This window comes from Candidatus Methylomirabilota bacterium (genome assembly GCA_036005065.1).
GTDB lineage: Bacteria > Methylomirabilota > Methylomirabilia > Rokubacteriales > DASRDR01 > DASYQW01.
Window position 1 is genome coordinate 1 of sequence record DASYQW010000197.1, and the last position, 24,601, is coordinate 24,601.

Genomic DNA, 24,601 nt, shown 5'->3' on the forward strand with positions numbered 1-24,601 from the left:
CCTGACGCCACGAGTGTCCGCCGGCGCGTCCGGGTAAGCGGAAGCTGAGGACGACCCTGGCATGCGTTGAGGAGCGCTCCGAGCGGCGGCTTCGCCGCCGCCACGACGGGGGGGCATGGGGGGGTCTTCCGAGGGTAACAATATACTTGACTAACCCCGCCCGCCCTGCTACACTTCGGGCATGGACACATCACGGCCCGCTCCCGCGACCCTGCTAGAAGCCATTCGCATCTTTGCCGACACCGACACCTGCCAAGACTTCTTGGCGCGGTTGCGGTGGCCGAACGGCGTCACCTGCCCGACCTGCGGCAGCGCTGAGGTGATCTATCTCGCTACCTACCGCCGCTGGAAATGCCGGACCAAGCATCCGCGTCAGCAGTTCTCCATCAAGGTCGGGACGATCTTCGAGGATTCGCCCATCGGGCTCGACAAGTGGCTGCCTGCGCTCTGGATGATCGTAAATGACAAGAACGGAATTAGCTCTTACGAAGTGGCCCGCGCGCTCGGTGTGACTCAGAAAACCGCGTGGTTCATGGGCCACCGACTCCGGCTCGCTATGCAGCGGGGCAGCGTTCTCAAGCTGCGGGGCGAGGTTGAAGTCGACGAGACCTTCATCGGCGGCAGCGCCCGCTTCATGCACAAGGGGAAGCGCGCCGCGAAGATCAAGGGTGCCACTGGCGCGGTCGGCAAGGTTGCCGTCATGGGGCTGCTGGAACGCCATGGGCCGGATGGACATAGCCGCGTGACTACCAAGATCGTCCCGAATATCCGTCGCGCGACCCTGGCTCCGCATGTGCGCGCGCACGTCGAGCCCGGGGCCGATGTGTTCACCGATGCGCTCTCCTCGTACAACGATCTGAGCCACGACTACACCCACCAGGTCATTGACCACGCTGAGTCTTATGTGCGCGGGAAGGTTCACACCAACGGGCTCGAAAACTTCTGGAGCCTGCTGAAGCGCGCCATCAAGGGTACCTACGTCAGCGTCGAGCCGTTCCATCTGTTCCGGTACCTGGACGAGCAGGCATTTCGGTACAACGCGCGGCGCACCAATGATGCGACCCGGTTTCTTCGCGTGCTGGCATCCATTGTGGGAAAGCGTCTGACCTACAAGCATCTGATCGGCGACGGGCTGCCGGCCGCGCCTGCTACGACGTGACGGCCGCATGCGTCCACGCCAGCGAAGGGGGAGACGATGAGCGAGCACGCGGCGAAACCGCCGCCTGAACCGACGCCATACGAGCGATTCGTTGAGGCCACCAAGCGCGTGCTCTCCGTCCCGAAGAAAGACGTCGAGAAGGCCATGCGCCAGTGGCGACGACGACGGCAGCGCAAGCAAGGGCGCTGAGCCCCGCCCTTAGCGCCACCGTCGGCGCAGCTCTTCCGGTGCAGTCTTGATCCGCACTCTCATCGTGGTTTCGTCAAACAGCACAATGCGCTCGCGAGCTATAGGCTCCAAGCGACCCGTGACATAGTCGAGTAAAGCATCTCTGCCCTCGGTTTCGGTTCTTCGGTAACAAGCATGGGCCAACAGATCCGCCGCCTGTAAACCACCAACCCCCACCTTGCTTTTGAATGCTAGGTCTCCTAGTTGGCGACGGATGGGCGGCAGCCCATGGCGTAATGCTTTCTGAAAATACCTCGTCGCATACGGCGCAAACTGGTCTTGTCGGTCAAATATGAAATGCAACTTAAATCCTGGCCTCCGAATGCTCAGCAGCCCAAGCGCGAGGCACTCGATAAAGCCAACGAAGTAGGGCTTGGCTGGCGCGCCAGGAAATGACAACTTGCCGGATGGCTGCAAAAATGAGGCGCCGGTCAGATATCTGCGCTCGACCTCGGGTAGGCGGTTGAACGCTTGAACATCAATCACAGTCCCAATTGGTTGAATGCGGCTGCCGGTAACAACATCCAAGATCTTGTCGAGGTACTCTTGGGCTTGCTCGTCAGTCCATCCCGCGTAAGGCTTGATGCGGTGTCCTTGTTCATCGCGAGCAAAGAACCGCTTCCCATGGAAAACGGTCCCGCCGGTCGCCGATTGCCAACGTTCTTCAAAGAGTTGCCACTCTCTAGAGCTCGCTATGAAGCCGACAACAACACAGTACGCAGCCCCGCGATGAATCCCGCTCTCATCGCAGTAGGCTTCGAGGATTCTTACTACGGCAGCCAACTTCTCCTCACCACGCGGGTGCATCATCCATACAAGCCAGTGTCCGAAAGCACCGGGTCGGTCCAAGTTCCAGGGTGCCCCCTTCGGCCAGGATGATTCGAGCGGCGCCCGGCTCATGGCCGGCTCCGCCGGGATAGGTCAGGCCAAGGTAAGTCGTCATCCGAGCCACCGCCCGATTCCCCGTCCGCCCCGTCCCCATCGCTGGTAGAATTCTGACCGGAGGGGGGTGGGTTAGTCAAGTATGTTGTTGCCCTTCCGAGACCCCCCCGAAGTGACCTAGAGTCCGAGATAGGCCTCCTTGATGTAGGGATCTTCGAGCAACTGTCGAGCCGAACCCGCCGTGACGATGCGCCCCGTCTCCAGGACGTAGCCGTGGTGGGCGATCCGGAGGGCCTGGTGGACATTCTGTTCGACGAGCAGCACCGTCAGGCCTTCCCGGTTCACGGTGACGATGGCCTGGAACAGCTCGGTGACGACGAGCGGCGCCAGGCCGAGGGACGGCTCGTCCAGCATGAGGAGCCGCGGCCGCGCCATCAGCGCGCGCCCGATCGCCAGCATCTGCTGCTCTCCGCCGGAGAGCGTGCCGGCGAGCTGTCCGGGCCGCTCGCGGAGGCGGGGGAAGAGCGTGAACACCCGCTCCAGACTTTCGGCGAGGCCCGCACGGGCCCGCGCGGGGAAGGCCCCGAGCTCGAGATTTTCCCGTACGCTCATCCCGGGCCAGAGCCGCCGGCCCTCGGGAATGTGACCGATGCCGAGCGCCACGATGGCGTGGGGCGCGAGCGCCGTCACGTCCCGGCCGTCGAAGCGGATGCGGCCCTCCCGGGGCCGGATGAGCCCTGAGATGGCCCGGAGGGTCGTGGTCTTGCCGGCGCCGTTGGCGCCGAGCAGCGTCACGATGCGGCCGGCCGGCACGACGAAGTCGACGCCCCAGAGCGCCTGGACGTCCCCGTGGGTCACCTGGAGACCGGCGACCTCGAGCATGGGAGCGGCGTCAGGATACGCCGCGCTCTCGGCAGCCGTCAACGGATCGACGTCGTAGTTTGACTTCATCGGCGGACGACGGCTAAAATGAAGGCGTTTTCGAGCGCGTACCTTGCCGTGTGCCCTGGGCCCGAGCCAGATGGCCCCCCGGGAGGCGCCCGGAACCCCGAAAACCGAGAGGGCAAGGCCACTCCCAAGACGGTCAGCCTATGCGGGTCCAGGAACATCTCGATCGCCAGTCCCGAGCCGCTCTCAGCGCGCAGGCGCTCCTCCTCGCCGTGCTGGCCGCGCACATACACGACCCACGCTCGTCTGAGGAGGTGCCTCCGTCATGAAGGTGCTCGTCCTGATCAAGCAGGTGCCGGATACCGCCACCCAGGTCAAGGTCAGCGCCGACCCGCGCCGCATCGACACGACGGGCATCACGTGGATCGTCTCTCCCTACGACGAGTTCGCCATCGAAGAGGCGCTGCGGATCAAGGAGAAGCGCGGGCAGGGAGAGGTGGTCACGGTCACACTCGGCCCCGATCGGGCCAAGGAGGCGCTGCGCTCCTGCCTGGCCATGGGGGCGGACCGCGGCATCCACGTCAACGATCCCGCGTTCGAAGGCGCCGATACCCTCCTGGCGGCTCGCGTGCTCGCCGCCGTGATCACGCGCGAGCAGCCCCAGCTGGTCCTGACGGGCCGGCAGGCGATCGACGACGACATGGGGGCGGTCGGCGCGCAGGTGGCCGAGCTCCTGGGCTGGCCGTGTCTGTCGTGGATCATGGAGGAGGCGATCGCCGACGACGGGTCGAAGGTGCGCGCCGGCCGTCAGGTCGAGGGCGGGCTCGAGCTCTTCGACCTCCCGCTGCCGTGTCTCCTCACCGCTCAGAAGGGGATCAACGAGCCGCGCTACCCGACCCTGAAGGGGATCATGGGCGCCAAGAAGAAGGAGATCAAGGAGCTCAAGGCCGCCGACCTCGGGCTCGGGGAGGTCGCCCCGGAGCTGGAGGTCGTCACGCTCGAGGCGCTGCCACCCCGCCCGCCAGGGCGCATCCTGACGGGAGACCCCAAGGACATGGCCCGCGAGCTCGTGCGCGCGCTCCGGGAAGACATCAAGGTCGTCTAGGAAGGGAGCCGAACCTCCCATGGCTGGCGCATTCTGGTGCCTGGTCGAGGATGACCGGCAGGGCCGCCCGAAGAAGGTGACGGCGGAGGTGCTCGGAGAAGCGGGCCGCCGGGCCAAGGAGCTGGGGGCCGGGGTCGAGGCCGTCTGGCTGACCGACCAGGCGGCGGAAGACGGGCTCCGGCAGCTCGCGGCCTGGGGTGCTGCGCGCGTCTGGCTCTGGGAGGATGCGGCTCTGGCCCCCTACCGGGGCGAGGTCTGGGCGCCGGTGGTCGCCGAGCTGGCCGGAAAGGAGGCGCCGCGGGCGATCTGGGGGGCGGTGACGAGCCGGCAGCGGGAGTTCGTGGCGCGGCTGGCGGCCCGGCTCGGGGTGGGGCTGGCGGCCGACTGCGTGGGCTTCGGCCTGACCGACGGCCAGCTGGTCGCGACCCGTCCCGTGTACGCCGGCAAGCTCCTGTCGAAGGTGCGCTGGAAGCGGACGCCGTGGCTCGCGACCTTGCGGCCCAACGTGTTCCGGGTCGCCGAGGCGGACGAGAGCCGAACGCCCGCGGTCGAGCGTCCGGCGCTCAGCGTGCCCCAGGGCGGCAGCACCTTCGTGGAGCGGCGCGAGGAAGCCCAGACGGGCCTGCCCGAGCTGACCGAGGCCGAGATCGTCGTCTCCGGCGGCCGAGGGCTCAAGGGCCCGGAGAACTTCGTCCTCCTCGAGGAGCTGGCCCAGGTCCTCGGCGCGGCGGTGGGGGCGTCCCGCGCGGCCGTGGACGCCGGATGGCGGCCGCACCGGTTCCAGGTGGGGCAGACGGGGCGCACGATCTCGCCCAAGCTCTACATCGGCTGCGGGATCTCGGGGGCGATCCAGCACCTGGCGGGAATGCGCACCTCCAAGGTGATCTGCGCCGTCAACAAGGACCCCGAGGCGCCGATCTTCAAGATCGCCGACTTCGGCCTGGTCGGCGACCTCTTCGAGGTCGTCCCCTTGCTCCGAGAGGAATTCAAGAAGCTCAAAGAGAAGGGGTAGGAGCCGGGCGGACACGTATGAAGCTAGAGCTGACCGAAGAGCAAGAGATGATCCAGACGCTCGCGCGAGACTTCGCCGAGCAAGAGGTGAAGCCTGTCGCCTCCGAGTGCGATCGAGCGGCCCGGTTTCCCCACGCCACCGTCAAGCGGATGGGCGAGCTCGGCCTCATGGGCATCGCCATTCCCGAATCCCGGGGCGGCAGCGGGGCCGACACGACCTCCTACGTCCTCGCCCTCGAGGAAGTGGCCGTCGCCTGCGCCTCCCACGCGGTCGTGATGTCGGTCAACAACTCGCTGGTGTGCGACCCGATCCACCGGCACGGCAGTCCCGAGCAGCACGAGCGCTTCCTGGCCCCGCTCGCCTCCGGCAAGGGCCTGGGCTGCTTCGCCCTGACGGAGCCCCAGGCCGGCTCCGATGCCACCAACCAGGCCACCCTGGCCCGCCGGGACGGCGACCATTACGTGCTCGGCGGCCGCAAGATCTTCGTCACCAACGGCCGGGAGTCCACCGTGGCTCTCGTGTTCGCCCAGACCGACCAGGCCAAGGCCCATCACGGCATCTCGGCATTCCTCGTCGAGAAGGGCACACCCGGCTTCCTGGTCCCGAAGGTCGAGGACAAGCTCGGGTTGCGAGCCTCCGACACCGCCGAGTTCGTCTTCGAGGAGTGCCGGGTCGCGGCCGCCAATCGGCTCGGCGCCGAGGGGGAGGGGTTCCGGATCGCCATGAAGGCCCTCGACGGCGGTCGGATCGGGATCGCCGCCCAGGCCGTCGGCATCGCTCGGGCCGCGCTCGAAGCCTCGGTGGCCTACGCGAAAGAGCGGAAGTCGTTCGGGGTGGCGATCGGCCAGCACCAGATGATCCAGTGGATGCTGGCCGACATGGCCACGGCGGTGGACGCCGCGCGGCTCCTGACCTGGCGGGCGGCGACGCTCAAGGACCAGGACAAGCCCTTCGGGACCGCTTCGTCGATGGCCAAGCTCTTCGCCTCCGAGATGGCCATGCGGGTGACCACCGACGCCGTGCAGGTCCACGGCGGCTACGGCTACATCAAGGAGTACCCGGTGGAGCGGTTCTTCCGGGACGCCAAGATCACCCAGATCTACGAAGGCACGTCCCAGATCCAGCGGCTGGTGATCGCCCGGTCCGTGCTGGGGCCCAAGTGAGGGAACGGATGGAGAACGCCAGCCCACGATCCGGCGACGACAAGGCGCGGTGGGAGCGCGAGACGGCGGCGCCCTTCATCGCGAAGGCGCCGGAGCGGAAGCCCGACTTCGAGACCATGGCCGGGCTTCCGGTCGAGCGGCTCTACACGCCGGCCGATCTCGGCGAGTGGCGGTACGAGGAGCGTCTCGGGTTCCCCGGCGAGTTCCCCTTCACCCGGGGCGTCTACCCGACCATGTACCGCGGGCGGCCCTGGACCATGCGGATGTTCGCCGGGTTCGGGCGCCCCGAGGACACGAACCGGCGCTTCAAGTACCTCCTCGAGCAGGGGCAGACGGGCCTCTCGACCGCGTTCGACATGCCGAGCCTCATGGGATACGACGCCGATCACCCCCGGGCGCGGGGCGAGGTGGGGCGGGAAGGCGTGTCGGTCTCCACGCTGGAGGACATGGAGCGACTCTTCGAGGGAATCCCGCTGGATCGCGTGACCACCTCGATGACGATCAACTGCACGGCGTCGATCGTGCTCGCCATGTACCTGGCGGTGGCCGAGAAGCAGGGGGTGCCCTGGACGAAGGTGGACGGCACCATCCAGAACGACATGCTGAAGGAGTTCAGCGCCCAGAAGGAATGGATCTGCCCGCCCGAGCCCGCGGTCCGGATCGTGGTGGACATGATCGAGTTCTGCATGAACGACGTGCCGAAGTTCCATCCCGTCTCGATCTCCGGCTACCACATCCGGGAGGCGGGGGCCACCGCGGTGCAGGAGCTGGCCTTCACCCTGGCCGACGGCATCGGCTACGTCGAGGCATGCGTCAAGCGGGGGCTCGACCCGAACCGCTTCGGGCCCCAGCTGTCGTTCTTCTTCGACATCCACTCGGACTTCTTCGAGGAGATCGCCAAGCTGCGGGCGGCGCGCCGCCTGTGGGCCGCGATCATGAAGGAGCGCTTCGGCGCCACCGACCCCCGAGCGATGCTCCTGCGCACCCATACCCAGACCGCGGGCGTCTCCCTCACCGCCCAGCAGCCGCTCAACAACATCGCGCGGGTGGCCATCCAGGCCCTGGCCGCCGTGCTGGGGGGCGCCCAGTCGCTGCACACGAATTCCTACGACGAGACCTGGGCCCTGCCCACCGAGGAAGCGGTCACGGTGGCGCTCCGGACGCAGCAGATCATCGCCGAGGAGACCGGGGTCACCCACACGGTGGATCCCCTCGGGGGCTCGTACTTCGTGGAGGCCCTCACCGACCGGATGGAGGCCGAGGCCTGGCGGCTGATCCGGCGGATCGACGAGCTGGGCGGGATGATCCGGGCGCTGGAGGTCGGCTTCCCCCAGCAGGAGATCGCGGACTCGGGCTACCGGACCCAGCTCCAGGAGGACGCCGGCCAGCGGGTCGTGGTCGGCGTGAACCGGTACGTCCAGGCCGAGGAGAAGCCGATCCACTACCTCCGCATCGACGAGCAGCTCGAGCGCGAGCAGATGGAGCGCCTGCGGGCCGTCAGGGCGCGGCGGAACCCGGGCGAGGTCCAGCGGCACCTGCGGCGCCTGGCCGACGCCTGCCGCGATCGGACGAACCTCATGCCGGCGCTGGTCGAGGCGGTGAAGGCGTACGTCTCGCTGGGGGAGATCTCGGACGTCTACCGCCAGGCGCTGGGGCGGTACCAGGAGCCCATCATCTTCTGAGACGGAGGGCGCCGCGATGGAGCGCACACGGGTCGCTGTGATCGGTCTCATGCTGGGGGCGGCGCTGGCCGGGCCGCCGATCAGCCACGCCGACGTGATCCACCTCGTGAATGGCAACCGACTCCAGGTGGACGGGTGGAAGGACGCCGGAGACGCCATCGAGTTCCTGAGCGGCGGCGGCATCGTCCGCATCGGGAAGCAGGAGATCCAGAAGATCGACGGCAAGGCGATGCGGGGCGACTTCAAGATGTCCTCGGCGCCGCCCGGCGCCAGCGCGGCGCCGGCCCCGGGTCCCGCGGCGGCCAAGCAGCTCGCGGAGCTGCTCAAGCAGGGCGAAGGCCTCCTGGCCCAGACCGTCCTCTCGCCGGTCGAGAAGGCGGGAGCGCTCCGGCGGCTCTCCGACAAGTGGCGAGAGGTCGAGGTGCCCGATACGCTGAAGGATGCCCACGCCAAGGGACAGCAGGCCTGGCAGGGCCTGGCCGAGGCGACCGCCTCGGGCGAGGCCGCCTCGCCCGAGGCCAAGGCGCGGGTCGAGAAGGCGAAGACCGACCTGCAGGCCGTGCAGGACGAGGTCAAGAAGGCCACCGGCGAGCCGAGCTGAGGGGATGAGCAGCGACTGCGTCTTCTGCAAGATTCGGGACGGGCAGATCCCGTCGACCAGGGTCTACGAGGACGAGCGGACGCTCGCCTTCATGGACATCAACCCGGTCAACGAGGGGCACTGCCTGGTCGTGACGCGGGCCCACGCCGCGACCCTCTTCGAGGCAGCCGAGGCCGACCTCCAGGCGGCCATCGCGACGGCCCGGCGCGTCGCCCTGGCGATCCGGCAGGCACTCCACCCGGACGGCCTCAACCTCCTCCAGGCGAACGGCGCCGCCGCCTTCCAGTCGGTGCCCCACTTCCACCTCCACCTGATCCCGCGCTGGGCGAACGACGGCAAGGGCTTCGACTGGAAGCTCGTCCCCGGCGACCGGGGGCGGATCCAGGCGGTCGCGGACAAGATCCGGGGCGCGCTCGGAGCCTGACCGATGGCGGGGCCGGCCGAGCGGAAGATTCGCGTGCTGGTCGGCAAGCCGGGCCTCGACGGGCACGACCGCGGCGCCAAGATCGTGGCCCGGGCCCTCCGCGACGCCGGCATGGAGGTGATCTACACGGGGCTTCACCAGACCCCGGAGCAGATCGTGGCGACGGCGATCCAGGAAGACGTCGACGCGATCGGGCTCTCGGTGCTGTCGGGCGCCCACAACTACCTCTTCGGGCGGGTCGTGGAGCTGTTGCGGGACAAGGGCGTGGACGACGTGGTGATCTTCGGCGGGGGGATCATCCCGCCGGAGGACATCGAGCGCCTGAAAGCGATGGGGGTCAAGGAGCTCTTCACGCCCGGCACCTCGACCCAGGACATCGTCAAGTTCGTCCGCGAAACGGTCCGCCCGGTCCGGGCCTGAGAGCCGGCAAGGTGGCCGAGGGCCGGCTTCGGAGCTGCGAATGATCCTGCGGCTGACGATCGGGATCCTGTTCCTGGTGCTGGCCGCCGAGGAGTTCTTCCGGGCGGGGCCGGCCGCGGCCGAGCTCGTGCGGAAGCCGGGGGAGATCGTGGACGCGCTCCTTTCGGGCGACGGCAGCGTGGGGCCGTGGCTGCTGGCCGCCTATGGGGTGCTGATGCTGGTGCGGGCCTGGGCGTACCGGCCGCCGGGCCGCTGACCAGCGCAGCCCGTGGTCCTCGGTCGTCAGTGAGGGCAGGGTGGACTTCGAGCTGACCGAGGAGCAGACGCTGGTCCGCCGGACCGCGCGGGAGTTCGCGGAGGGCGAGGTCGCGCCCGTCATCGCGCGCTTCGACGAGGCGGAGGAGTTCCCGGCCGAGCTCATCCGGAAGCTCGGCGAGCTCGGGTTCCTGGGCGCCCTGGTCCCCGCCGAGTACGGCGGCGCCGGTCTCGACTACGTCTCCTACGCGGTGGTGGTCGAGGAGCTCTCCCGCATCGACGGCTCGATCGGCATCACCATGTGGGCGCACAACTCGCTCTGCACGAACCACATCCACATGTTCGGGACCGAGGCCCAGCGGCAGAAGTACCTCCCGTCCCTCTGCCGGGGCGAGACGCTGGGCGCCTGGGGGCTCACCGAGCCGGGCTCCGGCTCCGACGCGGCCGGCATGAAGACGGTCGCCGTCGAGGACGCGGACGCCTATGTCCTCACCGGCTCCAAGGCGTTCATCACCAACGGCAGCGTGGGGGCGACCGCGGTCGTCATGGCCCGGACCGATCCGGCCGCCGGAGCCCGGGGGGTCTCGGCCTTCATCCTCGAGCGAGGCATGCCGGGGTTCCGCGCGGGCCAGCGGTACAGGAAGCTCGGGCTCCACGCCTCCGACACGGCCGAGCTGATCCTGGAGGGCGTGCGGGTGCCCCGGGGGAACCTGCTCGGGACGAAGAACGGCGGCTTCGCCGAGGTGAAGCGCGTCCTGGAGGGCGGGCGGATCGCCATGGCCGCCATGGCCGTCGGACTCGCCCAGGGGGCCCTGGATCAGGCCGTGAAGTATGCCAGCGAGCGTCAGGCTTTCGGCCGGCCCATCGCCGAATTCCAGGGGATCCAGGCCATGCTGGCCGACCTCGCCACCGAGGTGGAGGCGGCGCGCCTCCTCACGCTGCGCGCGGCCTACGGGAAGGACCGCGGCCGTCCCGTCATGAAGGAGGCGTCGATGGCCAAGGTCTTCGCCTCCGAGGTCGGGATGAAGTGCGCCACCAAGGCTGTGCAGATCCACGGCGGCTACGGGTACATCCGGGAGTTCCCCATCGAGCGCTTCTTCCGCGACGTGAAGCTCTGCGAGATCGGCGAGGGAACCTCCGAGGTGCAGCGGATGGTGATCGCTCGCCACCTCCTGGAGTCGCGGTAGGGCATTTCGGGGGGGTCTCGGAAGACCCCCCCGATACCCCCCCGTCGTGGCGGCGGCGAAGCCGCCGCTCGGAGCACTCCTCGATGCACCACGCGCTCGCTGGTCGGCGCCGGGTCGGATCACTCCGACATACGGCTAGGATCTCGGAGGGGATCTCTGCCCCCCTTCCGACGGCCCTCGCCGAACGGATCGGGCCTGAATTCGGTGATGCCTGACCTGGCCGAGCTCGTGACCCAGCTTCTGAACGGCGTCGTCCTGGGGCTCCTCTATGCCCTGATCGCCCTCGGGTTCATGCTCATCCTGGGCACGATGGAGGTGATCAACTTCACGCACGGGGTCCTCTTCGCCCTCGGCGGGTACCTGGCCCTCTCCCTCCAGCCGCACGTCGGGTGGTGGGGGGCGCTGATCCTGGCGCCGCTGGGCGTGGGCGTGGTGGGTCTCCTCCTGGAGCTGGGTGTCCGCCGGACCTACGGCAAGGACCCGCTCTTCGGCCTTCTCTTCACCTTCGGCGCGGCCCTGGCGCTGGAGGAAGTCATCCGGATCGTCTGGGGCCCTCGGGGCTACACGGTCGCCGCCCCGGCCTTCGTGGCCGGCCCCTTCCAGTGGGGCTTCCTCTTCTACTCCCGCTACCGGGTGCTGGTCGCGGTCCTGGCCCTTCTCCTCCTGGCCTTCGTGTGGTGGTTTCTCGAGCGGACGCCGTACGGCGCCATCATCAAGGCCGGCGCCCACGACAGCGAGATGGTCGTGGCGCTCGGGATCAACCTGCGCCGGATGCGGAACCTGGTGTTCGGGCTGGGCGCCGTCATGGCCGGCGTGGCCGGCGTCATCGCGGCGCCGATGTGGAGCCTCAAGCCCACGGTCGGCGCGGAGGCCGTCATGCCGGCCTTCATCGTGGTCGTGATCGGCGGGATCGGCTCCTTCTGGGGGGCGGTGGTCGGCGGCCTGCTCCTCGGCATGGTCAGCGGCCTCAGCAACCTGGTGGTCCCCCGGGGCTCTATCCTCGTGATGTATCTCCTGATGACCGTCGTCCTGCTCTGGCGCCCGCGGGGGCTCATGGGCCAGAAATCCATTTTGGAACTCTAACCCCGTGCGCGCGCTCAACCGCTGGGCTCCGCCGCCGATGCTGGCTCTGTTCGTCTTCTTCCTGGCGTTGCCGGCGGTCCTTCCGCGGTTCGGCTACACCTATCTCGGGACCGAGGTCATGATCTGGGCGATCTTCGCCCTCGGCTACAACCTCCTGCTCGGCTACACGGGCCTCCCGGCCTTCGGCCACGGCGCGTTCTTCGGCGTCGGCGCCTACTTCCTCGGGATGAGCCAGAAGTGGTGGACCGGCGGGCTCTGGTTACCGCTCCTGGTCGGCGTCGGGGGGACCGTCGTGTGCGGCGCCCTGGTGGGTCGCTTCGTGGCGCGGAAGCGGGGCATCTATTTCGCGCTCCTCACCATCGCGTTCGGGGTGATGTTCTGGTTCCTCGTCTTCGTCTTCGACACGTGGACCGGGGGCGAGGACGGCCTGACCGGGATCAGCCGGCTCGCCGTCGGCCTCCCGGGGGTCGGGTACCTGCCGCTCCGCGGGAACGTCGCCTTCTATTACTTCGTGTATGCCTGGTTCCTGGTCTCGACGGTGTGCCTCTGGCGGATCGTCAACTCGCCGTTCGGGCAGGTGATCCGAGCCATCAAGCAGAGCGAGGTGCGGGCGCGCGCCCTGGGATACGACACCGCGCGGTACAAGTGGGCGGTCTTCACCCTGACCTGTGTCTTCGCGGGCCTGGCCGGCGGGCTGTACGGGCTCGCCCGCTTCGGCGCCTTCCCCGAGCCGATGAGTCTCCAGCAGTCGGGTAACGTGGTCCTGATGTGTCTCATCGGGGGCGGCTTCGCGAGCTTCTATGGTCCGGTGCTGGGGGTGGTCGTCTTCCTGGTGCTCCGCGACCTCTTTTCGACCCTCACCGACCACTGGATGCTCCTCTACGGGCTCCTGTTCATGGGCGTCATCCTCTTCATGCCCGAGGGGATCATGGGGCTCGCCCAGCGGGTCCGGCGACCGACCGGCTTCCACGACACCACGGCCGGCCCGCTCCCGCTTCGGCCGCCGTCATGACGACGCCGGACGCGGTCCTCGAGACTCGCGGCCTGCGCAAGGCCTTCGGCGGCCACGTCGTCCTGGAGGACGTGAACCTGGCCTTCGCGGCCAACCGCCTCTCCGCGCTCATCGGCCCGAACGGCGCGGGCAAGACGACCTGCTTCAATCTCCTGAGCGGGCTGCTCGCGCCCGACCGAGGCCAGATCCGCTTCAAGGGCCGGGACATCACGCCACTCCCGCCCGACCGCCGAGCCCGCCTCGGGATCTGCCGCTCGTTCCAGATCCTCACCCTGTTCGACGACTACACCGTGCTGGAGAACGTCCGGGTCGCCGTTCCCGGCCTGCGGGCTCGCGGCTTCGATCTGTGGACCCCGGCGCCGGCGCTCAGCCAGGCGGAGGACAAGGCGGCCCGGATCATCCGGCTGATCGGCCTCGGCGGGCGGGAGCACGTGGCGGCCCGGTATCTTTCCTACGGCCAGCGCCGCCTGCTCGAGATCGGCCTCGCGCTGGCCGGTGAGCCGGAGGTCCTCCTCCTGGACGAGCCGACCAGCGGGCTGGGCGCCCGTCCGATGGAGACGCTGCGCGACCTGGTGAAGATGCTGTCCGCCGAGCTGACGATCGTGGTCATCGAGCACGACATGAACTTCGTCCTCTCCCTCTCGGACCACATCGCCGTGCTCCATCGGGGCACCGTCATCGCGGAGGGGCCGCCGGAAGCGGTCCGGGACAACGCGGAGGTACGCGAGGCCTATCTCGGCCGGCTCACCCCGGCGCCGGCGCGGTGATGGTCGACGCGGTCGCGGCGCCCCTCCTCGTCCTCGACGGTGTCAGCACCTTCTACGGGGATGCGCAGATCCTCAACGGGCTCACGCTCGCGATCGGAGCGGGGGAGACGGTGTGCCTCCTGGGCCGCAATGGCCGGGGCAAGACGACCACCATCAAATCGATTCTCGGGTTGGCGCCGGTGCGGAGCGGACGGATCCTCTTCGAGGGCACGGACATCACCCGGTTGCCGACGCACCTGATCGCCCGCCGGGGAATCGCCTGGGTGCCCGACAACCGGCGGATCTTTCCCACGCTCACGGTCGAGCGGAACCTCCAGATGGCGCTCAACCGCGCGCTGCCCCGGCACGACGGTGCCGATCGGTGGACCCTGCCCCGGGTCTATCGGCGCTTCCCGATCCTCGAGCGCCTCCGGCAGCGCGGCGGCGAGCACCTCTCCGGCGGCGAGGCCCAGCTGGTGGCGATCGCCCGGGCCCTCCTGATGCATCCCCGGCTGGTCCTGCTCGACGAGCCCTCGCAGGGGCTCGCTCCGAAGATCGTCGAGGACATCATGGCCGTCATCGGGGAGATGCGAGATGAGGGCATTGCGATCCTCCTCGTCGAGCAGAACTCGTCGATGGCCCTGAGCCTGGCCGGGCGCGCCTATGTCATCGAGGACGGGCGCATCGTGCACGCCGGTTCGGCCCGCGACCTCGAGGGTGACCCCGCCCTGCTCCATCGACTCCTGGCCCTCTGAGCGCCGCCACCCGCGCGCGGCCTTGCTCTCCGGCGGAAGCTGGGCTACAGTCCGGCCTACGCCATGGCCAAGCGCGACGTCGCCCGGCGAGTCGCTTCGCAGTGCCCTCTGGCGCGAGGATGACGTGAGCCCCGACACTCCTCCATCGGCCGGCGAAGTGTTCCGCCGGATCGCCGGCAACATCGCGCGCGTCATGCAGGGGCAGTCGGCGGCGATCCGGAAGCTCCTGGCCGCCTTCGCGAGCGGCGGTCACGTCCTGCTGGAGGACTACCCGGGGACCGGCAAGACCACGCTGGCCAAGACCCTGGCCCGCTCCATCGGGGCCAAGTTCCGGCGCATCCAGTTCACGCCGGACCTGTTGCCGTCGGACATCCTGGGGGTGTCGGTCTTCGACCAGCGCGACCAGGCCTTCCACTTCCACGAAGGCCCGATCTTCACCAACATCCTGCTGGGCGACGAGATCAACCGGGCCTCGCCCCGCACGCAATCCGCCCTGCTCGAGGCCATGGGCGAGGGTCAGATCAGCATCGAGGGCCAGACCTATCGGCTCGCCGAGCTCTTCTTCGTGATCGCCACCCAGAACCCGGTCGAGTTCCGGGGCACCTATCCGCTGCCGGAAGCCCAGATGGACCGCTTCGCGCTCCAGTTCGGCCTCGGCTACGTCGCGCCCGACGAGGAGGTGGCGATCCTGTCCGATCAGGAGAAGCGGCACCCGCTCGAGGACATCACCCCCTGCGTCACGCTGGAGGACGTGGTCCGGCTGCGCCAGCGGGTCACCGAGATCCGGGTGAGCGACGAGCTGAAGCGCTACATCGTCGACCTCGTGCGCGGGACGCGATCGGCACCCGGGATCCAGCTCGGCGCCAGTCCTCGCGCCTCGCTGGCGCTGATGAAGGTCGCCCAGGCGTTGGCCCTGCTGGACGGCCGGCCGTTCATCGCTCCCGAGCACATCCAGGAGGTCGCCGTCTCCGTCATCGCGCATCGGATGGTCGTCGACCCTCAGACACGCTTCGCCGGGACCACGGCGTCGCAGATCGTCGAAGACATCATGAAACGGATCCCGGTACCGGCCTAGGTGTGGGCCCGAGTAACCCGGCGCCGCCCACCGAGCGTGTGGTGCATCGAGGAGTGCTCCCAGCGGCGGCTTCGCCGCCGCCCACGACGGGGGAGCATCGGGGAGGTCTTCCGAGACCCCCCCGAAGTGGGCTAGCCGGGAGGCTACCGGTGGAGCCGGCCGGGCTGGCCCCGTCTCGCTGACCGTCGATGCTGCGCCACAGCCTCTACGCGACCTTCCGGTTCCTGTCTTCGGCCGACTTCCGGATCCGGCGGCGGTTCACCAAGGCCGGCTTGCTACTCCTGGGGAGCCTGGCCGCCGCGGCGGTGATCGGGCTGGACACGAATCAGACCATGGCCTATCAAGCCTTCGCCCTCCTGCTTGCCCTCCTGGCGATCTCCGTTGCGAGCAGCGTCGTCTTCCGGCCGCGCCTGGCGGTGCGCCGGATCCTGCCGCGGTACGGCACGGCGGGGGTCCCGCTCGCCTACCGGGTCGTCGTCGACAACCGGGGCGACCGGAGGCTGACCGGGCTGGTGCTGATCGAGAATCTCGTCGATCCGCGGCCGTCCTACGAGGCGTTCAGTGACACCCCGGACGAGATCGAGGACGCCGACAACTGGTTCGACCGGGTGGTCGGGTACCCGCGCTGGCAGTCGCTGATCGCCCGGAGTCGAGGCGCGACGATGGACGAGCAGGCGCTGCCTCCGCTGCCGCCCGGCGGCGAGATCGAGGTGCGGGTGGAGCTCACGCCGCTGCGGCGGGGTCCGCTGCGCTTCGTCGGCGCCACCGTGGCCCGGCCCGACCCTTTCGGGCTGTTTCGCGCGCTCCACACCATTCCGCTGTCGCAATCGGTCCTCGTGCTCCCCAGGCGGTATCCTGTCCCCGACCTGCGACTGCCCGGCAGCCGGAAGTACCAGCAAGGGGGCGTGGCCCTGGCCGCCTCGGTCGGCGACTCGGAAGAATTCGTGTCGCTCCGTGACTACCGGCCGGCCGATCCGCTGCGGCGCATCCACTGGAAGAGCTGGGCGCGCGTCGGGAAGCCCGTCGTCCGCGAGTACCAGGACGAATTCTTCGTCCGGCACGCGCTGGTGCTCGATACCTTCACGAAGATCGAGGGCACCGAGGTCTTCGAAGCGGCGGTCTCCGTCGCCGCCTCGGTCGCCTGCTCCATCCGGAGCGAGGATGCGTTGCTGGATCTGATGTTCGTCGGACCGGAGGCCTACTGCTTCACGGTCGGCCGGGGCGTCGCCCACACGGAGCGGATGCTGGAGGTTCTGGCGGCGGTGCGCAGCTGCCGGGACCGGCCGTTCGCCGCGCTGCACCGGCTGGTGATCGAGCGGTACGCCGTCCTCAGCGGCGCCGTCTGCGTGCTGCTCGGGTGGGACGAGGCCCGCCAGCGCTTCGTCGATCACCTGGACGCGCTGGGCGTGCCGAAGCTGGTGCTCGTCGTCACTCCGCCCGGCTCGGCGTCCGCCGGGGTGCCGCCGGACGGCCCCGGCTTCCGCCGGCTCGAGGTCGGAAGGATGGCCGAGGGGCTCAGCACGCTGTGACCACGCTGACGGCAGCCTCTGGGACAACCGCGACGTTGAACCCGGGCCGAGCCCCGAGCAGCTCTAGGACGCAGGCCCGAGCCGGTGCGAGGCGTATGCCGCATACGTTGAGCGCCGGCGAGGGCCGAGGACGACGGGATGCGACGGGGATCGGCCCGGGGCAAGAGCTGTGAACACGCCGCCGCTGCTCGTCGGCGCCGCCGTCCTGTTCTGGGGCTGGCAGACCGGCTTGCTGCCGGCCGCCATCGCCATCGCCGCGATCCTGGAGGGCTCCCGTCTCGTCGGGTGGCGGTGGGATCTCTCCCGCCGCGACGTCACCCGCGTCGCGGACCTGTGTCGGCTCATCCTGGTCGGGATGGCCGTCTATCTGGCGGCCACCCGGGGCGTGGCCCGGGCGGTCCTGGTCCTGGTGGAGTGGTTCCCGCTGGCCGCGTTCCCGCTGGTGGCCGCCCAGGCCTACGGGCCCGCCGGCACGGTCGACCTGCGGACGTTCTTCCTGATCCTCCGGCGGAGCGGCGGCCGGGAGGGGGACCCCGAGCCGGAATCCTTGCAGCTCGGCTACCCGTACCTCGCGCTATGCGTCCTCTCGGCCAGCGCCGCCAACGTGCGGACCCCGTGGTTCTACGCGGGCGTGCTCGGCCTGGCGGCGTGGGCCCTGTGGCCGGCCCGGTCGCGCGCCTTTTCGGGGCCGGCCTGGGTGGGGCTGCTCGCCCTGGCCGCCGGCCTCGGATACGGCGGGCAGATCGCCCTCCACGAGCTGCAGGGCCTCGTCGAGGGAACGCTCACCGAGTGGTTCTTCGACTACGGCGGCTGGAACGTGGATCCCTTTCGCAGCAGCACGGCCATCGGCCACATCGGCCGGCTGAAGCTCTCCGACCGGATCCTCCTTCGAGTCGACACGGGCGGCCCCCGGGACGGCCCCCCGATCCTTCTCCACGAGGCGACCTACAACGTCTACACGCCCGCGGTCTGGGGCGCCGTGGACGCGGAATTCCGGCCGGTCCCGCCCGCGGGGGATCGCCGGACGTGGACGCTCGAGCCGGCGACCGCCGCCACCGGAGGCCCGACCATCTCGGCCTACCTGAAGCGGGGTCGGGGCCTCGTCCCGCTGCCGAACGGGACGTTTCGCGTCGAGGGCCTCCTGGCCCTGGAGATGGAGCGAAACCGGCTCGGCGCCGTCAAGGTCGAAGAGGGGCTGGGGCTGATCACCTACCGCGCCCTGCTGGCCCCGGGTATCTCGCTCAACGGACGGCCGAACGAGCTGGACCTGAAGGTGCCGCGGCCCGACGCTCCGATCGTCGCGCGGCTCGCGGCCGAGCTCGGTCTCCCCGGCCAGTCGCCCCGGGAGGTCCTGGCCACCGTGGCCGCGTACTTCCAGCAGCGCTTCCGATACTCGACGTTCCTGCAGACCCGCCAGGGGGGCGCGACGGCGCTGGAGGAGTTCCTGCTCCGCACGCGCGCCGGCCATTGCGAGTACTTCGCCACCGCCACCGTGCTGATGCTCAGGGCGGCGGGAATCCCCGCCCGCTACGCGACCGGCTACTCGGTGCAGGAGTGGAGCGGGCGGGAGGGCGTCTACGTCGTGCGGGCCCGTCACGCACACTCCTGGGCCCTGGTCTGGGCCGACGGGGCCTGGCGTGACTTCGACACGACGCCCGCGGTGTGGGCCGCGGTCGAAGGCGCGGCGGCGTCGCGCTGGCAATCGCTCTACGATCTGGCGTCCTGGGGCATGTTCCTGTTCGCGCGATGGCGGTGGGGCGACCAGGACAGCGGCCCGATCCGGTACGCCGGCTGGCTCCTGGTCCCGCTGTTCGGCATCCTCGCCTGGCGGTTCTATTTCAAGAAGCGCCTGACGCGGGCCGACCCGCGGGGCGGGGACCCGCCAGCACGCCGGGCGCGGCCGGGTGAGGATTCCGAGTTCTACCTGGTGGAGCAGCGTCTGGGCGAGCTCGGCCTCGGCCGCCAGCCGTGGGAGCCGGTCGCGCACTGGGTGCAACGGCTCGAGGCCGCGCCGCCCCCGTCCGTCTCGACCGGGGTCCTCGCGTCGCTGGCCGCGCTTCACTCCCGCTACCGCTTCGATCCGGAGGGCATCACCCCGGAGGAGCGGCAGCGCCTGGCGTCGATGGCCCGAGCCTGGCTGGCCGAGACGGCGAGGTAGGAGCGGTGGCCCTGCGCTTTCTCGCCAGCCGGCTTCTCCTGGCCGCGCTCTCGCTCGTCGGCGTGAGCGCGCTCGTCTTCGCGATCCTCCGCGTGATCCCGGGCGACCCGGCGCTCCTGATGGCGCCGGTCGGCGCCACGGCCCAGGACATCGAGCGCATCCGGCAAGAGCTCGGCCTCGGCGGCTCCTGGTGGCGGCAGTACGGCGCCTTCCTCCTGGGGCTCGCCCACGGGAACTTCGGCCGGTCGCTCTGGCTCCAGCAGGATGCCCTGCGGGTCATCCTGGGACGGTTGCCGGCAACTCTCGAGCTGGCCCTCGCGGCCCTCGTGCTCTCCGTCGCGGGCGGCCTCCTGCTCGGCGTCCTCTCGGTCTGGCGCCGGCGAAGCTGGCTCGAATCGGCGGCGCTCGGCGTCGGTACCCTCGGGATCTCAATCCCCAACTTCGTCTGGGGCCTCCTGTTCATCGTCGTCTTCGGCGCCTTCCTCCGGATCCTGCCCATCTCGGGGCGGGTGGCGCCGGAGCTCGAGACCGAAGAGCTGACGGGCTCCGCGCTCCTCGACACCCTGCTCCGCGCCGACCCGACCGCCTTCGCCTCGGTGGTGGCCCATCTCCTCCTGCCGGCCGGCGCGCTCGCCTTGCCCCTCCTGGCCGCCGTCTTCCGTACCGTGCGCTCCGACCTCTTGACCGCGCTCCGGGAGGAATACGTCGTGACCGAGCGCATGAAGGGGCTCAGCGAGGCGCGCATCCTGTTCTGGCGAGCACTCAAGAACGCGCTCATCCCGACCACGACCCTGGTCGGTGTCCAGTTCGGGTTCGTCATCGGCGGCACCGTGCTGATCGAGACGATCTTCGGCTGGCCCGGGATCGGGCAGCTCACGCTCCAGGCCTTCCAGTACCGCGACTTCCCGCTGATTCAGGGGATCGTGATCGTCTACGCGGTGATCGTGATTCTGGCCAACCTGGCGGTGGACATGGGATACGCGCTGCTGAACCCGCGGATCCAGTTGGCGGCGTGAGCGGCCCGGAGCCGGCGGACAGGGCGTCGTGAACGGGAAGCTCGCCGGGGGCGGTGTCATCGCGGTCCTGCTCGTGCTCCTCGCGCTGGCGGGGCCGTGGCTCGCCCCCCATGACCCGAACCGACAGGACCTGGGCGCCATTCGCCAACCGCCCATGTGGGCGGGCGGCGACTGGGCGCATCCCTTCGGCACCGACAGCCTCGGCCGCGACGTCCTCTCGCGGCTCCTGTGGGGCGCCCGGGTGGCTCTTCTGGTGGCCGCGACCAGCGCGGTTCTCTCCGCCCTGATCGGGGTCCCGGTGGCCCTGGCGGCCGGGTACTGGCGCGGCCGGGTGGACACCGTCCTGATGCGGCTGGTCGACGTGTGGATGTCCATCCCCGCGGTGCTGCTTGCCATCGCGCTCATGGCCGTCCTCGGGCTCGGACTCTGGAAGGTGGTCCTGGCCATCGTCGTCGTGGATTGGACGCGGTTCGCCCGGGTGATCCGCGGCGAGGTCCTGGCGCTTCGCGAGCGGGAGTTCGTCGAGGCCGCCCGCGCGATCGGGCTCGGGCCGCTGCGGGTGATGGGCGAGGAGCTCCTCCCGAACCTCGTCCCCCTCATCATCGTGCTCACCTCGCTCGAGATGGCGATCGCGGTCGGCGTGGAGGCGCTGCTGTCCTTCGTGGGGCTCGGGGTCCAGGCCTCCATTCCCTCGTGGGGCGGGATGATCGCCGAGGGACGCGGCTACCTGATGGTGGGCTGGTGGGGCATGGGCTTGCCGATGCTCGCGCTCATCCTGGCCGTCATCGGCTTCAACCTGCTGGGCGAGGGACTCCGCGAGCGTCTCGACCCGCGCCTCCGGACGACGGCATGACCGCGATGGCCGCCGTGCCAGGACTCGCGTCCAATCGCGATGAGTGAGCCGCTGCTCGACATCCGCGGGCTGACGGTGCGCTACGGGACCCGACTGGCCACGTGGGCGGTCGACCTCACGCTCCACCCCGGCCAGGTGCTGGGCCTGGTCGGCGAGTCGGGGGCGGGGAAATCCACGGTGGGGCGGGCGATCGTGCGGCTCCTCCCCGAGCCGGGGCGGGTCGAGGCCGGCGAGGTCCGCTTCCAGGGGCGGGATCTCTTGGCGCTGCCGGAGGCCGAGATGCGGCGGCTCCGCGGCGCCGACATCGCGCTCGTCCCCCAGGATCCGCTCTCGGCCCTCAACCCGACCTTTCGCGTGGGGCTCCAGGCCACCGACGCGCTCCGCCTGCACCGCGGGCTCGGACGGGGGGCGGCCGAGGCCGAGATGGTCCGTCTCCTCGGGCGGATGGGGATCCCCGACCCGGCCGACGTCATGATGCGCTACCCGCACGAGCTGTCGGGCGGAATGCGCCAGCGGGTGCTGATCGCCATGGCGTTCTCGTGCGGGCCGAGGCTGGTGATCGCGGACGAGCCCACCACCGCGCTCGACGTGACGACGCAGGCTCAGATCCTGCGGCTCCTCGAGGACCTCCGCGCCGAGCGCGGGGTGGCCGCGCTCTTCGTGACCCACGACCTCGGGATCGTCGCCCACGTGGCCCACACCGTCGCGCTCATGTACGCGGGCTGCCTGGTGGAAGTCGCGCCGACCCGCGCGTTCTTCACGGCGCCCGCCCACCCCTATGGCCAGGCGCTGCTGGCCCAGATCCCGCGCGCCGACCGCCGCACCGAGGCCGGCGCCGCGCACGAGGGGCTGATGCCGGTGCTGGACGGCGCGCCCCGGGCCTGCCCGTTCCGCGATCGGTGTCCCGTGCGCATGGCCGTCTGCGACGAGGCGATGCCGCGGCTCCGCCGGGTGGGTCCGGACCACTGGACGGCCTGCTACCTCTACGAGGCGGCGCCGTGACCAGACCGGCCCTCCTCGAGGTCCAGGGCCTCCAGACGCACTACCGCCTGGGAGGGCGCCTGGGCGGCTGGCCGGGGCGGCCGCGGTGGCTCCGGGCCGTGGATGGCGTGAGCCTCACCATCGGCCGCCAGGAGACGCTCGCCCTCGTCGGCGAGTCGGGCTCGGGGAAGACGACCTTCGGGCGCACGATCCTCCGGCTGGTCGAGCCCACCGCCGGCCGGATCCTGCTCGATGGCCAGGACATCACGCGTCTCCCGCAGGCGGCCTTGCGGCCGCTCAGGCGGCGGATCCAGATCGTCTTCCAGAACCCGTACGCCTCGCTGAATCCCCGCAAGACCGTGCGGCAGATCATCGGGCAACCGCTGCGGGTGCATCGGGTGCCGGGCGATCCCGAAGAGATGGTCGCCGACCTTCTCCAGCGCGTCGGGCTCCCGCCCGAGGCGAGGCGGCGTTATCCCCACGAGTTCTCGGGCGGCCAGCGCCAGCGGATCGCGATCGCCCGCGCGCTCGCGCTCCATCCCGACCTCGTGGTCGCCGACGAGGTCACCTCGGGACTCGACGTGACCGTGAAGCTCCGGGTCCTCGGCCTCCTCCGCGAGCTTCAGGCCGAGTTCCGCGTCGCGTACCTCTTCATCTCCCACGACCTTGCCGTCGTGCGTCAGATCGCGGACCGGGTCGCCGTGATGTATCTGGGCCAGATCGTCGAGGAGGCGCCCACCTCGGCACTCTTCGAGCGTCCCCTGCACCCCTACACGCAGATCCTCTACCGCTCGGTGCCGGCGCCGGATCCCACCGTGGCCTGGCGTCCCCCGGTGCTTCGCGGCGAGCCGCCGAGCGCCGTCGAGATTCCCGCCGGATGCCGATTCCACCCGCGCTGCCCGTTCGCCGAGGTCCAGTGCACGAGCGAGGTCCCGACTCTGCGCGAGCTCGCTCCCGGCCACCGCGTCGCCTGCCACCTGGCGCCCGCGGTGTCGCTGGACAGCCGTGACTAGGTCATTTCGGGGGGGTGCGCCGGCGCCACCCAGGTGTGGCAGCCGTGTGGGAAGGTCGGGTACGATACCTCATGGATGTTCGTGGGCGGCGGACCGGGTGACCCCACCATGGCGGACCCCGAGGCACTCAAGCGCGCGACCGAGCTCTGGCAGGAGGGTTGCCGCTACCAGATGGCGGGGGATCTCGAGCGGGCGATCGACACCTACAAGCGTTCGATCGAGGTCTGCCCCACCGCCGAGGCCCACACGTACCTCGGCTGGACCTACAGCTTCCAGGGCCGCCTCGAGGAGGCCACGGCCGAGTGCCTCCGGGCGATCGAGATCGACCCGGACTTCGGGAACCCGTACAACGACATCGGCGTCTACCTCATGCAGCAAGACCGGATGGACGAGGCGATCTCCTGGCTCGAGAAGGCCAAGCGGGCCTCCCGCTACGAGCCGCGCCAGTTCCCATACATGAATCTCGGGCGGATCTACCTCAAGCAGGGCAAGTGGTGGGACGCGCTGCGCGAGTTCGAGGGCGCGGCGCGGATGGCCCCCCAGGACGCCGAGGCGCGGAAGGCCCTGCATACGCTCCGCGGCCGGCTCAACTGAGGTGCCGGGCCGGGTCGCGCTCATCACGGGAGGTGCGCGCGGGATCGGGCGGGCCATCGGGCTCGACCTCGCGCGGGCCGGCTGGTCGGTCGCCTTCTGCTACCGGACGAGCGCGGAGGCGGCCGCCGAGACCCGCGCCGCTCTGGAGGCCGCCGGCGGCCAGGCGCTGGCCGTGCGCGCCGACGTCTCCCAGCCGGCGACCGCCGAGGACCTGGTCCGGCAGGTGGAGGCGGCCTGGGGCCGGATCGACGCGCTGGTGAACTGCGCCGGCCCTTACCACCGGGTCGATCTCCTCCAGGAGACGCCGGCCGCCTGGCGCGAGATGTTCGAGAACAACCTCCACCCCGTCTTCTACCTGAGCCGGGTGGTCGCCCCCGGCATGATCGCGCGCAAGTGGGGGCGGATCCTCGCCTTCGGCATGGCGAGCGCCGACCAGCTCACGGCCCAGCCCAACGTCACCGCCCACTACATCGCCAAGGCGGGCGTCCTCGTCCTGGTACGGTCGCTCGCCCGTGTCCTCGCGCCTCACGGCGTCACGGTCAACGCGATCTCGCCGGGATTCATCGACTCCGGCAGCGCGCCCCCGGCCGAGCTCGAGGCGATGCGGCCGCGCATCCCGGCCGGCTATGTCGGGAGTGTGGACGATACCGTCGCCGCCGCCCGGTTCCTCCTGTCCGAGGAGGCTCGGTACGTCACCGGGACCAACATCCACGTGAGCGGCGGCTGGGGGATCTGAGCACGGAACCGCCGGCGACCGCGCGCCGACCGCTCCACCCCGCC

Annotated in this window: 26 protein-coding genes; 24 read left to right on the plus strand and 2 right to left on the minus strand. The window is 70.0% G+C overall.

All coding sequences use genetic code 11. The features are described from left to right. Positions 1-181 precede the first annotated feature (181 nt). Complete coding sequence (locus VGW35_14185) at positions 182-1,159, plus strand: IS1595 family transposase (GenBank protein ID HEV8308806.1); 978 nt, start codon at positions 182-184, stop codon at positions 1,157-1,159. Positions 1,160-1,195: 36 nt separating this feature from the next. Further along, positions 1,196-1,348: a hypothetical protein gene (locus tag VGW35_14190; GenBank protein HEV8308807.1), complete on the plus strand. Its 153-nt coding sequence runs from the start codon at positions 1,196-1,198 to the stop codon at positions 1,346-1,348. Positions 1,349-1,357: 9 nt separating this feature from the next. On the opposite strand, the gene VGW35_14195 is transcribed toward VGW35_14190, so the two are convergent. Further along, the gene (locus VGW35_14195) at positions 1,358-2,287 is read right to left on the minus strand and encodes a DUF3800 domain-containing protein (GenBank protein HEV8308808.1); all 930 of its coding nucleotides are present in this window, start codon (positions 2,285-2,287) and stop codon (positions 1,358-1,360) included. A gap of 159 nt (positions 2,288-2,446) precedes the next feature. Continuing rightward, positions 2,447-3,151, minus strand: coding sequence for an ABC transporter ATP-binding protein (locus tag VGW35_14200; GenBank protein HEV8308809.1), 705 nt, complete (start codon positions 3,149-3,151; stop codon positions 2,447-2,449). Positions 3,152-3,482: 331 nt separating this feature from the next. Here VGW35_14200 and VGW35_14205 point away from each other — a divergent pair, with 331 nt between their 5' ends. The 22 genes from VGW35_14205 to VGW35_14310 all read left to right on the plus strand — a co-directional run bounded on the left by VGW35_14205 (position 3,483) and on the right by VGW35_14310 (position 24,557). Further along, a complete protein-coding gene (locus VGW35_14205; GenBank protein ID HEV8308810.1) occupies positions 3,483-4,262 on the plus strand; it encodes an electron transfer flavoprotein subunit beta/FixA family protein in 780 nt (259 codons plus the stop codon). Between the two features lie 19 nt (positions 4,263-4,281). After that, a complete protein-coding gene (locus VGW35_14210; GenBank protein ID HEV8308811.1) occupies positions 4,282-5,274 on the plus strand; it encodes an electron transfer flavoprotein subunit alpha/FixB family protein in 993 nt (330 codons plus the stop codon). 17 nt (positions 5,275-5,291) lie between these two features. Continuing rightward, on the plus strand, positions 5,292-6,437 hold the full coding sequence (locus tag VGW35_14215) for an acyl-CoA dehydrogenase (protein HEV8308812.1): 1,146 nt from the start codon (positions 5,292-5,294) through the stop codon (positions 6,435-6,437). 8 nt (positions 6,438-6,445) lie between these two features. Beyond that, positions 6,446-8,119 (plus strand): methylmalonyl-CoA mutase family protein, encoded by a 1,674-nt coding sequence (locus VGW35_14220; protein ID HEV8308813.1) that lies wholly within the window; start codon positions 6,446-6,448, stop codon positions 8,117-8,119. Between the two features lie 16 nt (positions 8,120-8,135). Next, a complete protein-coding gene (locus VGW35_14225; protein ID HEV8308814.1) occupies positions 8,136-8,720 on the plus strand; it encodes a hypothetical protein in 585 nt (194 codons plus the stop codon). A gap of 4 nt (positions 8,721-8,724) precedes the next feature. Beyond that, positions 8,725-9,144 carry an HIT family protein gene (locus tag VGW35_14230; protein ID HEV8308815.1) on the plus strand — a complete coding sequence of 140 codons (420 nt, stop codon included), beginning with the start codon at positions 8,725-8,727 and terminating at the stop codon, positions 9,142-9,144. Positions 9,145-9,147: 3 nt separating this feature from the next. Then, the gene (locus VGW35_14235) at positions 9,148-9,564 is read left to right on the plus strand and encodes a cobalamin B12-binding domain-containing protein (GenBank protein HEV8308816.1); all 417 of its coding nucleotides are present in this window, start codon (positions 9,148-9,150) and stop codon (positions 9,562-9,564) included. Positions 9,565-9,604: 40 nt separating this feature from the next. Continuing rightward, positions 9,605-9,820: a hypothetical protein gene (locus VGW35_14240; protein ID HEV8308817.1), complete on the plus strand. Its 216-nt coding sequence runs from the start codon at positions 9,605-9,607 to the stop codon at positions 9,818-9,820. Positions 9,821-9,860: 40 nt separating this feature from the next. Continuing rightward, entirely contained in the window at positions 9,861-11,006 is a 1,146-nt protein-coding gene (locus VGW35_14245; GenBank protein HEV8308818.1) for an acyl-CoA dehydrogenase family protein, read from the plus strand. A 207-nt stretch (positions 11,007-11,213) separates the two neighbouring features. Then, positions 11,214-12,089, plus strand: coding sequence for a branched-chain amino acid ABC transporter permease (locus VGW35_14250; GenBank protein ID HEV8308819.1), 876 nt, complete (start codon positions 11,214-11,216; stop codon positions 12,087-12,089). A gap of 4 nt (positions 12,090-12,093) precedes the next feature. Next, entirely contained in the window at positions 12,094-13,101 is a 1,008-nt protein-coding gene (locus VGW35_14255) for a branched-chain amino acid ABC transporter permease (GenBank protein ID HEV8308820.1), read from the plus strand. Beyond that, positions 13,098-13,868, plus strand: a complete 771-nt coding sequence (locus tag VGW35_14260; protein HEV8308821.1) for an ABC transporter ATP-binding protein — start codon at positions 13,098-13,100, stop codon at positions 13,866-13,868. Before VGW35_14255 ends, VGW35_14260 begins: the two co-directional genes overlap by 4 nt. Then, a complete protein-coding gene (locus tag VGW35_14265) occupies positions 13,868-14,602 on the plus strand; it encodes an ABC transporter ATP-binding protein (protein HEV8308822.1) in 735 nt (244 codons plus the stop codon). The genes VGW35_14260 and VGW35_14265 overlap by 1 nt, the downstream gene beginning before the upstream one ends. Positions 14,603-14,795: 193 nt before the next feature. Then, positions 14,796-15,677 (plus strand): MoxR family ATPase, encoded by an 882-nt coding sequence (locus VGW35_14270; GenBank protein HEV8308823.1) that lies wholly within the window; start codon positions 14,796-14,798, stop codon positions 15,675-15,677. Between the two features lie 188 nt (positions 15,678-15,865). Continuing rightward, positions 15,866-17,206, plus strand: coding sequence for a DUF58 domain-containing protein (locus VGW35_14275; protein HEV8308824.1), 1,341 nt, complete (start codon positions 15,866-15,868; stop codon positions 17,204-17,206). A 169-nt stretch (positions 17,207-17,375) separates the two neighbouring features. Further along, positions 17,376-19,364, plus strand: coding sequence for a DUF4129 domain-containing transglutaminase family protein (locus tag VGW35_14280; GenBank protein HEV8308825.1), 1,989 nt, complete (start codon positions 17,376-17,378; stop codon positions 19,362-19,364). 5 nt (positions 19,365-19,369) lie between these two features. After that, positions 19,370-20,380, plus strand: coding sequence for an ABC transporter permease (locus VGW35_14285; GenBank protein HEV8308826.1), 1,011 nt, complete (start codon positions 19,370-19,372; stop codon positions 20,378-20,380). A gap of 28 nt (positions 20,381-20,408) precedes the next feature. Next, positions 20,409-21,233 carry an ABC transporter permease gene (locus VGW35_14290; protein HEV8308827.1) on the plus strand — a complete coding sequence of 275 codons (825 nt, stop codon included), beginning with the start codon at positions 20,409-20,411 and terminating at the stop codon, positions 21,231-21,233. A 39-nt stretch (positions 21,234-21,272) separates the two neighbouring features. Further along, positions 21,273-22,235 (plus strand): ABC transporter ATP-binding protein, encoded by a 963-nt coding sequence (locus VGW35_14295; protein ID HEV8308828.1) that lies wholly within the window; start codon positions 21,273-21,275, stop codon positions 22,233-22,235. Beyond that, positions 22,232-23,227 (plus strand): ABC transporter ATP-binding protein, encoded by a 996-nt coding sequence (locus tag VGW35_14300; protein ID HEV8308829.1) that lies wholly within the window; start codon positions 22,232-22,234, stop codon positions 23,225-23,227. The genes VGW35_14295 and VGW35_14300 overlap by 4 nt, the downstream gene beginning before the upstream one ends. 75 nt (positions 23,228-23,302) lie before the next feature. Next, on the plus strand, positions 23,303-23,821 hold the full coding sequence (locus VGW35_14305) for a tetratricopeptide repeat protein (protein ID HEV8308830.1): 519 nt from the start codon (positions 23,303-23,305) through the stop codon (positions 23,819-23,821). Between the two features lies 1 nt (position 23,822). Next, positions 23,823-24,557 (plus strand): SDR family oxidoreductase, encoded by a 735-nt coding sequence (locus tag VGW35_14310; GenBank protein HEV8308831.1) that lies wholly within the window; start codon positions 23,823-23,825, stop codon positions 24,555-24,557. Positions 24,558-24,601: the final 44 nt, after the last annotated feature.

Coding starts and splice junctions, on each gene's coding strand:
- VGW35_14260 (HEV8308821.1), top strand. CDS start 13,098: ATGACGACGCCGGACGCGGTCCTCGAGACTCGCGGCCTGCGCAAGGCC.
- VGW35_14205 (HEV8308810.1), top strand. CDS start 3,483: ATGAAGGTGCTCGTCCTGATCAAGCAGGTGCCGGATACCGCCACCCAG.
- VGW35_14200 (HEV8308809.1), bottom strand. CDS start 3,151: ATGCTCGAGGTCGCCGGTCTCCAGGTGACCCACGGGGACGTCCAGGCG.
- VGW35_14195 (HEV8308808.1), bottom strand. CDS start 2,287: ATGAGCCGGGCGCCGCTCGAATCATCCTGGCCGAAGGGGGCACCCTGG.
- VGW35_14190 (HEV8308807.1), top strand. CDS start 1,196: ATGAGCGAGCACGCGGCGAAACCGCCGCCTGAACCGACGCCATACGAG.
- VGW35_14235 (HEV8308816.1), top strand. CDS start 9,148: ATGGCGGGGCCGGCCGAGCGGAAGATTCGCGTGCTGGTCGGCAAGCCG.
- VGW35_14275 (HEV8308824.1), top strand. CDS start 15,866: ATGCTGCGCCACAGCCTCTACGCGACCTTCCGGTTCCTGTCTTCGGCC.
- VGW35_14270 (HEV8308823.1), top strand. CDS start 14,796: ATGCAGGGGCAGTCGGCGGCGATCCGGAAGCTCCTGGCCGCCTTCGCG.
- VGW35_14240 (HEV8308817.1), top strand. CDS start 9,605: ATGATCCTGCGGCTGACGATCGGGATCCTGTTCCTGGTGCTGGCCGCC.
- VGW35_14215 (HEV8308812.1), top strand. CDS start 5,292: ATGAAGCTAGAGCTGACCGAAGAGCAAGAGATGATCCAGACGCTCGCG.
- VGW35_14225 (HEV8308814.1), top strand. CDS start 8,136: ATGGAGCGCACACGGGTCGCTGTGATCGGTCTCATGCTGGGGGCGGCG.
- VGW35_14210 (HEV8308811.1), top strand. CDS start 4,282: ATGGCTGGCGCATTCTGGTGCCTGGTCGAGGATGACCGGCAGGGCCGC.
- VGW35_14230 (HEV8308815.1), top strand. CDS start 8,725: ATGAGCAGCGACTGCGTCTTCTGCAAGATTCGGGACGGGCAGATCCCG.
- VGW35_14220 (HEV8308813.1), top strand. CDS start 6,446: ATGGAGAACGCCAGCCCACGATCCGGCGACGACAAGGCGCGGTGGGAG.
- VGW35_14265 (HEV8308822.1), top strand. CDS start 13,868: ATGGTCGACGCGGTCGCGGCGCCCCTCCTCGTCCTCGACGGTGTCAGC.
- VGW35_14250 (HEV8308819.1), top strand. CDS start 11,214: ATGCCTGACCTGGCCGAGCTCGTGACCCAGCTTCTGAACGGCGTCGTC.
- VGW35_14295 (HEV8308828.1), top strand. CDS start 21,273: ATGAGTGAGCCGCTGCTCGACATCCGCGGGCTGACGGTGCGCTACGGG.
- VGW35_14185 (HEV8308806.1), top strand. CDS start 182: ATGGACACATCACGGCCCGCTCCCGCGACCCTGCTAGAAGCCATTCGC.
- VGW35_14305 (HEV8308830.1), top strand. CDS start 23,303: ATGTTCGTGGGCGGCGGACCGGGTGACCCCACCATGGCGGACCCCGAG.